At 41.3% G+C, this 11,631-nt stretch carries 9 protein-coding genes and 1 pseudogene; 8 read left to right on the top strand and 2 right to left on the bottom strand.

Annotation, left to right across the window (positions count from 1 at the left end; translation table 11 throughout):
* Positions 1–81: 81 nt before the first annotated feature.
* From BJI48_RS08500 to BJI48_RS08515, 3 genes are all read left to right on the top strand, one after another.
* The gene (locus tag BJI48_RS08500; protein ID WP_095334002.1) at positions 82–1,659 is read left to right on the top strand and encodes a DUF6056 family protein; all 1,578 of its coding nucleotides are present in this window, start codon (positions 82–84) and stop codon (positions 1,657–1,659) included.
* A gap of 114 nt (positions 1,660–1,773) precedes the next feature.
* On the top strand, positions 1,774–2,979 hold the full coding sequence (locus BJI48_RS08505; RefSeq protein ID WP_095334004.1) for a 2,3,4,5-tetrahydropyridine-2,6-carboxylate N-succinyltransferase: 1,206 nt from the start codon (positions 1,774–1,776) through the stop codon (positions 2,977–2,979).
* A 1,166-nt stretch (positions 2,980–4,145) separates the two neighbouring features.
* Entirely contained in the window at positions 4,146–5,291 is a 1,146-nt protein-coding gene (locus BJI48_RS08515; protein ID WP_095334008.1) for a tetratricopeptide repeat protein, read from the top strand.
* On the opposite strand, the gene BJI48_RS08520 is transcribed toward BJI48_RS08515, so the two are convergent.
* Positions 5,277–5,954, bottom strand: a complete 678-nt coding sequence (locus BJI48_RS08520; RefSeq protein WP_095334010.1) for a SprT family zinc-dependent metalloprotease — start codon at positions 5,952–5,954, stop codon at positions 5,277–5,279. The genes BJI48_RS08515 and BJI48_RS08520 overlap by 15 nt on opposite strands.
* A 56-nt stretch (positions 5,955–6,010) precedes the next feature.
* On the opposite strand from BJI48_RS08520, the gene rplI reads away from it, so the two are divergent.
* From rplI to BJI48_RS08545, 5 genes are read left to right on the top strand one after another with little or no spacing between them, the layout of a single operon-like run.
* A complete protein-coding gene (gene rplI, locus BJI48_RS08525) occupies positions 6,011–6,457 on the top strand; it encodes a 50S ribosomal protein L9 (protein WP_095334012.1) in 447 nt (148 codons plus the stop codon).
* 14 nt (positions 6,458–6,471) lie between these two features.
* A complete protein-coding gene (hslV, locus tag BJI48_RS08530) occupies positions 6,472–7,017 on the top strand; it encodes an ATP-dependent protease subunit HslV (protein ID WP_095334014.1) in 546 nt (181 codons plus the stop codon).
* Positions 7,014–8,351 carry an HslU--HslV peptidase ATPase subunit gene (gene hslU / locus BJI48_RS08535; protein WP_095334016.1) on the top strand — a complete coding sequence of 446 codons (1,338 nt, stop codon included), beginning with the start codon at positions 7,014–7,016 and terminating at the stop codon, positions 8,349–8,351. The genes hslV and hslU overlap by 4 nt, the downstream gene beginning before the upstream one ends.
* A 26-nt stretch (positions 8,352–8,377) precedes the next feature.
* Positions 8,378–9,283, top strand: coding sequence for a GTPase Era (era, locus tag BJI48_RS08540; protein WP_095334020.1), 906 nt, complete (start codon positions 8,378–8,380; stop codon positions 9,281–9,283).
* Positions 9,284–9,305: 22 nt separating this feature from the next.
* On the top strand, positions 9,306–10,301 hold the full coding sequence (locus BJI48_RS08545; protein WP_095334022.1) for a L,D-transpeptidase family protein: 996 nt from the start codon (positions 9,306–9,308) through the stop codon (positions 10,299–10,301).
* A 938-nt stretch (positions 10,302–11,239) separates the two neighbouring features.
* Here BJI48_RS08545 and BJI48_RS08550 read toward each other — a convergent pair.
* Positions 11,240–11,631: pseudogene (locus BJI48_RS08550) on the bottom strand (LicD family protein); the annotation flags it as partial.

Raw genomic sequence — 11,631 nt, forward strand, 5'->3', positions numbered from 1 at the left:
TTTAAAAAACACGTGATTTGTGCGTGAATGCGGTGATTTTCAAATCCTACCCCAAATCAAATTTTTGCAAAAAGGAGATAAATGTTTAAAATATTTGAAACTTATAATCGGAATGAGAGGCTCTGGATATTTGGCACGTTTGCCTATATCTTTTTATTTTTATTGCTGGCAAACTTTTTATTTCCCACCCAGAGCGATGATTTTGACGCGCATCTGCAAGCGCTAAAAGTATGGAATGGGGGGGGGGCATTTGAAGACTTCCTAAGAAGATTTTTCTCTACTTATCTTGATTGGGATTCAAGAATAGGCGACGTTATTTATACCGGATTTCTCGCAAAATTCAATGCGAGCGTGTTGTTTGATTTTTTTCTCTCCATACTAGGGACAAGCTTTTTTATTGCTTTTTTTGTATTGTTATTTGCTAGGTTGCCAAAAAGCTTTGAAGATGTTGTTATTTTGTTTTTATTATTGTTTTTAGTTTTATTTTTTGGTGCATTTGGTTCGGATTTTTTATGGGGTTCGGGTGCATTAAACAATCTCTTTGGGATTGTCTTGATTTTATCGAGCTTGATTCCCTACCGACTTTTTTGGCAAGACTATTATGATGGAAAAAATTTAGAAAAACATTTCAAACCTTCTAAAATCAAGCTATTGGGGATTTTTGCCTTGAGCTTTTTTGCTGGGTGGGGATTTGAGCTTGGCATTATTGTCGTGATCGCCCACATCGCCGTGTTGTTTTTTGCGATTGCGAAGAAGATCAAACTGCCCGCTTGGTATTATGCGGGGGTTTTTGGTTTTGTTGTGGGGTATTGTGTTTTGTATTTTGCACCAGGACCTAGGAAACGAGCGAAACTCTTTGAGCATTATTTGAGTTTGGGTGAGATATGGCGACTTTCTATGTATGAAAAATACCTCCGACTCAAAATGGCGTTTCGTGGCTTTTATGCGAGTGTTTTGCCTGCTTCTATCTTGTGTGTTTTGTTTTATTTTGCGCTTTTATTTTCAAAATCCCGCCCGACTTTGGTTGTTTGGATGACTTGGATCGGGTATGTTTTGCTATCAATCATCTTGTTTGTTTTGCTCAAACACCTAACATATTTTTATTTACTATATCTCATCGTTTTGCTCATTGCCATTGTGGTTTTTTACAAAAAACAAATCCCGGATTTCAAATTTTTATGCGTCATTGGTTGTTTGTATCTGGCTTGGGGGATTGGTGCGGCAAGCTTGGTGCAGATTTTGGGTATTCCTGATAGGACCAAGCTATTCCCTTCTTTGCTCTGTTTTGCCATTATTGTATTTTCGCTTTTAAAAATCTATCAGATTTTATCGTTGCGTGCGAGAATGTTTTGTGTCGCAATGGTGCTGATTGCCAGTCTGTCTGAGTCGTTGTTTGTTGCGAGCGAATATTTGAAATTTCGTATCAAATGGGAAGCGCTCAAAGTCTCTATTCAAGCCCAAAAAACAATGGGGAATAGAGATATTGTGCTTGATGAGAGGTTTTTTAGAAGCCGTTACCGAAATTTTGGTGATTATGGCAATCCCGGAACAGAAGCGAATAGATGGCCTAATCCAAATTATGCGCGCTATTTTGATGTCGATAGTATCCGCACCCAAATCCCAGAAAAAAATGATTTTGATCCAAATTTTAGCGATTGATGGCTTGCGCCATCGCGCCCAAATCAATATTGCCTAGAATTTTATTGAATATTTAAACAAATAACACTATAAATAGGACTTTAGAAAACACGTGATATTTTTTGGGAGAAAAAAATGATAGACAAATTCAAGACATTCGTTGATGAATACCAAAAATCCCCTGCTTACAAAACCCCGCTAGGCTTTGGTATCGCTCGGGTTGATGTAGGGCCTACCTCGCAAAAAACCCTATGTGCGACCTACCCTACTCTGAACTGGGCAGGTGAAAATCTCGGCTCTTATGCGGTATTTATGAATGCGATTAGCCCCCAAAACCAAATCATTTCTAGCGAAAATGAATGCGTGTATGGCATTGATGAAGATTTTGTTTATAAATGTCTGGAGCTTTATACGCCGTTTTTGATGGAAGCGATTCAAAACAAAACCCATCACAAAAATATCCAAGTCGTTTTGGAACTCAAAAAAGCCTTAGATGAAAATCGCCTCAGAGATGAAAACGGCAAGAGTTTATTCCGTTTTGTTGTGCTCTATCAAGACGCAAAATGTGAAAGCGTCGAAAGTGCCTATCTCAAGCTCCTTGCGCTATCATTAGGCAAGGCAAAGCTTAGAAGCTTGGTTTTAGATGGTATTTTTGGGCTTTTGGAAAATGTTGCTTGGAGTGGGAATAAGCCCTATGAATTGCAATGGCTACGAGACAATGAAATCACTTTAAAAATGCGGGGCGATTACCCACGTATCGATTTTGTGGATAAATTCCCACGTTATTTAATGCAAGTCATCCCCCAATACGACAATATCCGGATTTTAGATACTGCCAAGACGAGATTTGGTGCTTATCTAGGAACGGGTGGCTATACCCAAATGCCCGGGGCAAGCTATGTGAATTTCAATGCCGGTGCGCTTGGGGCGTGTATGAATGAGGGACGGATTTCTTCATCAGTCATTATCGGAGAAGGCACGGATATTGGCGGGGGTGCGAGCATTCTTGGTGTGCTAAGTGGCGGGAATGCCACGCCTATTAGCATTGGTAAAAATTGCCTTTTAGGGGTCAATAGCTCCACAGGCATTAGTCTAGGCGATGGCTGTATCGTTGATGGCGGGATTGCGGTGTTAGCGGGGACGATCTTTGAGATTAGCGAAACGGAAGCGAAAAAACTAGCTGAAATCAATGCGGATTTTTCCATCCAGCCTAATGGGCTTTATAAAGGCAAAGAACTTTCTGGAAAAAATGGGGTGCATTTTAGGCAAGATAGCAAAACAGGGAAAATGATAGCTTTCCGAAGTGCCAAAAAAATTGAACTCAATGATGCCTTGCATTAAAAAAACCGCTGAAACTGGGTTGATGGGGCAAGCGTAGCTTGACCATAACCCTATCCTTTAGGAACGAAAACGGGCTTTGCCCGTTGGAGTGGTCTTCAGGTTTGTTTTTAAACAAACCGAGTAGGCATAATGTTTTTCCATAGTGCTATCGCTAGTGATTTTTTCTTATACTCGCTAGAAAGGGGTCAGGGGGGTTAGCCATCTGCTATGCTCCTATCGGAGCATATACGCATTGTCGTGCGAGGCTACCAGAGCCAAGCAGTTGGCTCTAGCTTTTCGCCTCTCCTTGCGAAGTCCGCCCTTAATGGGCGGGCGGGTCAAAAAGACCCCTTAAACCCCTACCCCCCGACACGCCCCCTTAGTAATTCCAGATGACAGAGCGTAGCGGGCTTTGGTTTGTAGGTGGATAGGATTTTAAAGCCATCTAAGGCTTGAAATTCTGAAACTGCTTTCTTTGTCGCGCTTGTGTGCTGTGAAAAATCGGAAAATTATGACCCGCCCGCCCAAATCGTTGAAGTGTAACCGCCGATTTTATTTTATTATTTGAACTCAATTCGCTTAGCGAATCTGAAGACCACTTCGGCAAGCTTTGCCCGCCTATGTTCCTAAAGGACACAAGCAAGCGACTTCCCCTCCCATTGATTAAATGTCCTGCCGAAAAGAAAAGCGGAGGCTTATTCTTTTCGTGGGTTAATTGGGGGAGAGGCGTAAGCCAGAGCCAACTGCTTGGCTTTGCTAGCCTCACACGGCGATTGTTTATGCCCGCAAGGGCATAGCAGACGGCAGGTTAGAGGTGGGATAAACAACGGGCGGGCGGGTGAAATTTCTTTTACGATAAGAAAGTTTAAAGTATTTAGGAAAGCTTACAGGCGAAAGCCTTTAGGAACGAAACTGACCCACCCACCCGTAGGTTTAGCTCCCGTGAGTGGTCTTCAGATTCGATTTATCGAATCGATACCTATAAAACTTATCTCAAACGCACAGCCTCTGGCTGGGTGTGAGATGGTTACTTTAGGAACGAACGGGGGTTTTACTCCCGTGAGTGGTCTTCAGGTTTGGATTCTTAAATCCAAACCGAATAAACATAAATGAAAACACTGGCATAGTTTTTGCTTTTGAATCAAATAATATAATACGTGATTCAAAAATACAGGAGTCCAAAAACAATGCGTAGGATCAAAAACTATCTTTTCATCGCCCTATTGATAGGGGTAAATAGCCTTTATGCTGCTGATACACAAACCTCACAGCCCCCACTTTCTCAAAATCAAAATACAAATCAAAGCCCCCAAAATCCTCAAGATTCTGCGAGTGCTAATCCTGCCAATCAAGAGAGTAGCGAAAATAAAGAAAATCAAGCCCCTATTCTCGCTCCTAATCCCGAGCCTGATACCCCTATCGTCCCAAAGCCAACACCCCTAACCGATCACCTCACCCCGCCAAACTCTGTTCAAGGCATACTTGAAGCCGGTATCAATGCTGCCAAAGAGGGTGATTACAAGCTCGCATTCAAGCTATTTTCACAATCTTGTGATGAGGGCAATCCCGCTGGTTGCTTTGCTGTAGGGACAATGTATATGAATGGCGTGGGTATCCAAACCGATATTCAAAAGGCAACCCGTTATTATCAAATGGGCTGTAGCGGGGGCGATGCGACTGCTTGTGCTAATCTCGCAATGATCTATGATTATCAAAAAAACGCCGATGCCAATGACAAAGAAAAAGCTGCCGAACTTTATATGACAGCTTGCCAAGGTGGGGATGTTTTGGCTTGCAACAACTTGGCGTGGATGTATGCCAATGGCGAGGGTGTGCAAAAAGATTATTTCAAAGCGATCCAGTATTATAAATTTGCCTGCGAAGCTGGGAGCGATATGGCTTGCTACAATCTAGGCTTAATGTCAAATACCAGCAATGTCTATGGCAAGGACAAAGCCAAGCTTGGATTGGTGGATTTGAACTATTTGGCTTGCAACGCAGGTGATATTGCCGGATGTGCTAATCTCGGCTGGATGTATGCCAATGGCACTTCTGGGGCGCCGGTGAGCTTTTTTTATGCGGCAAAATATTTTCAAATCGCTTGCGATGGCGGGATGATCGGGAGTTGCAATAATCTTGGTGTGTTGTATCAAAGAGGTCTTGGTGTCCCGCAAGATTCCAAAAAAGCTCTGGATTTGTTTGCCTATGTTTGCGACAATGGTTTGCAATCTGGTTGTGATAATTATCGTATTTTTAAAGAGCAACTTCTCCATCCCAAACCCAACAATGGGAGCTTTTTTCTCCCAAAAAATTCCGGCTCAAACCGCAGATAGGGATAAAATTTTTTCTAACATTGGGATATAAAATTTTACATTTTTGTGGAGTTCTTGTCTTTTTTCTTTATAGTCGGGGCAAAATTTCCCAACGAGATCCCAAAAATCTCTTGAATGATTTTTGTGTGCGATATGGGCGAGTTCGTGAATGATGACATAATCAATCAAGGCTTGCGGGGCAAAGATAAGCAAAACTGAAAAATTTAGATTATCTTGATAAGAGCAACTCCCCAGCCTCGTTTTGCTTGTTCGCACAGAAATTTTGCGATAAATAAGCCCCATATCGTTTGCGAGCGATTTTGTGCGTGCCTCTATGTAGTTTAAAAGCTCTTTTTTGAGATAGACCAAATCCATCTGGGGAGTATGGGTTACCCATTTTCCAAAGAATAATATTTCATCACGATGATGGGAAAAAAAATCTTGCACTTCAAAATGATGGCGTTTAATTTTTTCAAAACTTTTTTTTATCCACCCATCACAGGAAGCAAGAACCTCAAAAATTTGCTCTTGCGTATAGAAAAAAGGCACACTCAAGATAATTTTATGATCGATTTTTCCATTTTTGCCATCTTGCCTGATACGGATTCTGGGATTTTTGCACGCTGTTTTTTTGACAACAAGACAATCATTTGTGTTGCTAGTTTTTGTGCCTATAAAATCCATTAGCCTTACTCTTTTTTGCTAAAATCTCGCCAGAATATTATCGAAAAAGGATCAAAATGAAAATCTTATTGATGGAGGATGTCAAAGGTCTAGGCAAAAAAGGTGAAATCCACGAAGTAAAAGATGGCTATGCACAAAATTTTTTGATTGCCAAAAACAAAGCCAAGCACGCCACCAACGAAGTCATCAACAAATACAAAGCCGATGAAAGAAAAAAAGCCGAAAAAGAAGCGCTTGAGATGGCTGAAAGAAAGCAACTTGTCAAAACCCTAGAAGCCATCACGCTAAAAATTACCAAAAAAGTCGGTGCGAATGGTTCGCTTTTTGGCGCTATTACCAAAGAAGAAATCCTTGAAGCCTTAGAAAAATCCCATCCACTAAGCTTAGATAAAAAGCATTTAGAACTCAAAGCACCGATCAAAAGCACGGGTATTTATGAGATTGAAATCAAGCTCGGTCAGGGGATTTCAGGCATTCTCAAAGTCAATGTGATCGCAGAATAAAAGGCAGAATAAAAATGTTTGAAGCAACAACGATACTCGGCTACAGAGGGGAATTTGAAGGCAAAAAATTCGCCATCATCGGTGGCGATGGGCAAGTGAGCTTTGGGAACTGCGTGCTAAAAGCCAATGCGACAAAGATTCGCACGCTTTATCACGGGCAAATATTAAGCGGTTTTGCCGGGAGCACTGCTGATGCTTTTTGTCTCTTTGATATGTTTGAGAGAATCCTCGATGGGAGAAAGGGCGATTTGGTTAGGAGCGTGCTTGAGTTTAGCAAGGAATGGCGAAAAGACAAATATCTCAGGAAACTCGAAGCGATGATGATTGTCCTCAACAAAGATTTTATCTATATTCTTAGTGGCACCGGCGATGTCGTAGAGCCTGAAGACAGCAAGATAGCTGCGATTGGTAGTGGGGGAAATTATGCGTTGAGTTCTGCTAGGGCGTTGGATAAATTCAGCTCCTTAGCACCCAAAAATATCGTAGAAGAATCCCTAAAAATCGCCGGAGAAATCTGTATCTACACGAATACAAACATCAAAACGCTGGAGCTAGAATGAATCACGACAAACTCAATATGACGCCAAAGGAAATTGTAAATTTCCTCGATGAATATATCATCGGGCAAAAAGAAGCCAAAAAAGCTGTGGCGATTGCCCTAAGAAATCGCTACCGGAGGCTGTGCTTGCCTCCTGAAATTCAAGAAGAGGTTACCCCCAAAAATATCTTGATGATCGGCTCTACAGGCGTGGGAAAAACCGAAATCGCAAGGCGTATGGCTAAGATTATGGGGCTTCCTTTTATCAAAGTCGAGGCGAGCAAATACACAGAGGTCGGATTTGTTGGGCGCGATGTCGAATCGATGGTGCGGGATTTGGTGCTAGCGAGTATCAATCTAGTCGAAAACGAATACAAAGAACAATCCAAAGAAAAAATAGAAGATTTTATCATCGAAAAAATCACTCAAAGACTCTTGCCCCCGCTCCCTAGCGGTGTGAGCGAGGCAAAAAAGCAAGAATATGACAGCAGTTTTGAAAAGATGAAACAAAAGGTCAAAAGCGGGGAAATGGATGATTGCAAAGTCCAAGTAGAACTGAATAGAAAAATGATGGAAACTGATAATAATATGCCCCCAGAAATCATCAAGGTGCAAGAAAGTATCATCAAGGTTTTGAGCAAAGAAAATGAAAAAATCAAAAAAGAAATGAGTATCAAAGAAGCCAAAGAAGCGCTCAAACAAGATGCCTCAGAAGCGATTCTTGATTTTGAAATCATCAAGCTCGAAGGGCTTAGGCGCGCTCAAGAATCTGGCGTGATTTTTATTGATGAAATCGACAAAGTAGCCGTAGGATCAAAAGAAAGCTCCCGACAAGACCCCAGCAAAGAGGGCGTGCAGAGGGATTTGTTGCCTATTGTTGAGGGCAGTATTGTTAATACCAAATACGGGCAAGTCAAAACCGATCATATTCTTTTTATCGCTGCAGGTGCTTTTCATTTGAGCAAACCTAGCGATCTCATTCCTGAACTTCAGGGGCGATTTCCCTTGCGGGTGGAGCTTGATAGCCTCGATGAAGAAACGATGTATCAGATCCTCACACAAACCAAGACATCGATTATCAAGCAATACCAAGCCCTGCTTCAAACCGAAGATGTGCAGGTGGTGTTTGAAGATGACGCCCTCAGGGAGCTTGCTAAGCTTTCTTATAATGCCAACCAAAAAACCGAAGATATTGGCGCAAGAAGACTACATACCACGATAGAGCGGGTTTTGGAAGATACGAGCTTTTATGCTGATACATACAAAGGGCAGACGATTACCATCACACAAAAACTCGTGAGTGAAAAACTCAGCGATCTGGTTGAAAATGTGGATCTAGCTAGGTATATTTTGTGAATCCAAATTCTATGAACCCCTATTCTATGGATTTGGGCGGTTTCAAAGCCGGCTTTGTTGCTGTCGTGGGGCGTCCAAATTGTGGCAAAAGCACGCTTTTAAATAAGCTTTTGCAACTTGATATCGCCCTTGTCTCACACAAAGCGAATGCGACAAGAAAAAGAATGAATCTCATCGTCCCGTTTTCAGACAAAAACGGCAACAATGCCCAGATTATTTTTGTCGATACGCCCGGCTTGCACCGCCAAGAAAAACTACTCAATCAATTTATGCTAAAAGACGCCCTGCGGGCGATTTCAGATTGTGATTTGTGCGTATTTATGGCTTGTATCCACGATAGCATTAAGCATTATGAAGAATTTTTGAGCCTCACAGACAAGCCCCATATCGTGATCTTGAGCAAAATCGACACCGCCACCCAAGAAGAAATCCTAAAAAAAATCCAAGATTATCAAAAATATAATGAAAAATTTCTCTCTCTTATCCCTATAAGCTCACAAAAATCGCTTAATCTTGAAAATTTTCTTGCAGAAGTTAGCAAACATTTGCCTGATTCGCCACCGCTTTTTGATACCGAAATCTTAACAGATGAGAATATGAAGCAGATCTATAAAGAAATGATTCGAGAAAGCGTATTTAATAATCTTAGCGATGAGATCCCCTATGAAAGCGATGTGCGGATAGAAAAATTTATCGAAAGCGCTCATCTTGATAAGGTATTTGCAAAGGTTTTTGTAGAAAAAGAAAGCCAAAAAAGTATGGTGATCGGCAAAAATGCCCAAACAATCAAGCGAATCGGCAAGCAAGCAAGAGAAAAAATGGAACTTTTGAGCCAAAAGAAAGTTTTTTTGCAGCTCAATGTTTTTGTTCAAAAATCTTGGAGCAAAGAAAAAGAAAATCTCAAAAAATTTGGATATGATTTTGAAGACTAAACACCCAAAAAGGAGCAGAAATATGAGGTTTATTTTGAGCATTGGTTTGGTGGCATCTTGTATGCTTTATGGGATGGATACGCAAACGCTAAATATCATCCAAACTTATCGCACCAAAGGCATACAGGCAACCCAAGCGATGCTAGAAAATTATCTGACTCAAAAAGATTTTTGGCTAGGCGTTTTGCAAGACAAAGATACAGATTATGGGTATTATGAAAATGCGGATTTTTTGTTTGTTTCTGATAAATCGATTCCAGATCTGACGCTATATGCCATCAAGGATGGGCATTTAGAAAAAATCAAACAAACAACGGCACTGGTGGGTTCTGGGAAAGGAAACAAGCGCATAGAGGGCGATCTGACTACCCCTATTGGCGTGTATGATATTACCCAACGCTTAAGCGGGCTCAATCAATACTATGGACCGATGGCATTTGCTACCTCTTACCCCAATATCTACGATAAAGCACAGAAAAAAACAGGTTATGGCATTTGGATTCACGGGTTTCCATTAGATGGCAATCGCGAAGAACTCAATACTAAGGGCTGTATTGCGATTGAAAATCACGTATTAAATGAATACGACAAACTCATCAGGAACAAAAAAACACTTTTGATCACCTATGAAAACACGCTCAAGACGGCAACAAAAGATGAGTTAGCGACTATTTTGAGCGATTTGTATCAATGGCGTGATGCGTGGATAAAAAACGATCTCAATGATTATTTGGCATTTTATAGCGATGATTTTGTCCGCTATGATGGGATGAAGATAAAATCTTTCCGAGATTACAAAAAACGTGTTTTTGACAAAAAAGAACAAAAAACTATCTTGTTTTCAGGCATTAATATTTCCCCTTACCCCAATGAAGCGGGAAAAAATTTATTTAAAATTAGCTTTTCGCAAGATTATTCTGCCTACAAAAACAACCAACCCACCTATACTTCTAATAGCAAAAAAGAATTATATGTTGAACTCAATAATAATAAAATGAGCATTCTGACTGAAAAGTAAGTAAAAACTACATTATTTTTTACTCGATTCAGTTTAAAACTGAATCTGAAGACCACTTCGGGCAGTTAAACTGCCCTGCGTTCCTAAAGCTACCATCTCACACCCAAGCCTAAGGCTTGTGCGTTCGAGATAGATTTCTAAGGTCTGGAAATCTTATCTGCTAGCAAAACCAAAGCCCGCTACGCCCTTTCAGCCTGCAGGCTAGGGGGGCGTGCAGTGGGTGGGGGAAGGTCTTAGGAAGGGGGCGGGCAGCTTGCTAAGTAGAACCCCGCCCCCTCCTAATAGGCGAAGCCTCTATCTTTTCTACTCGATTCAATTTTTAAAAATCGAATCTGAAGACCACTCACGGGAGCGAAGCCCCCGAACGTTGCTAAAGTTCAGGGTTATTCCCAGCTACCGCTGGTCATCAACCCAGTTTCTAAGGTTTTCAATTTTGAACCACTTCCAAACCAAGTAATCTACGCCCTGTCATCTCGCCCACTAAGGGGGCGTGACGGGGGTTTTCACCCACCCACCCATTGTTCTAAAGGGGTCTTTTTTACCCGCCCATCCATAAAGGGCGGTCTTCGCAATTCTAAGTTTTTATGGGTGGGTGGGTCAGCCTGACCCCTTTCTAGGTAGTATAAGAAATAATCATTAGCGACATAACTATGGAAAAGAATCATTATTTTTTAAGCGATTCAATTTTTAAAAACTGAATCTGAAGACCACTCACGGGAGCGAAGCCCCCGAACGTTGCTAAAGTAAGGGCGTCTGCTATGCTCCTTAAGGTCGCATAAACGCATCGCCGTGTGGAGCTACCAAAGACAAGCAGTTGTCTTTGGCTTAACGCTCCTCCTGTTCCTAAAGTATTTTGACCTGCCTACCCGAGTTATTCCCTGCTTGCACGTCATCAACCCAGTTTCTAAGGTTTTCAATTTTGAACTGCTTTCTTTATATCACCCTTTCTCAATCATCGAATAATCAAACTTCTCATAAGGTAAATCCAAATTCATATAAGCAGGCAAATGTTTGCCGATACGTTCTTCTTCGGGTGGGAGTTGCCTATAGTCCCCATACATCTGGCGTAAAAACGCATCGCTATCTCCTGGGGCTTTGAATATATGCCCTTCAAAGCTCACTTCACTAAACGGGTAAATTATGGATTTCTCATAAACATCATAACCAAAACTCATCATTCCAAAAATATCCCCAACAAAATCCGATGTTTCGACACTGAATGGGGAATTTCGAACTTTACGATTATAAAACCATCTTAAAAAACCAATCCAAAGATCGCTTTTTGCGAGCATAATGAGCGTTTTGGTAATGAATCTTTTTGGCAGACTTT

It is taken from the genome of Helicobacter sp. 11S02596-1 (genome assembly GCF_002272825.1).
GTDB lineage: Bacteria > Campylobacterota > Campylobacteria > Campylobacterales > Helicobacteraceae > Helicobacter_J.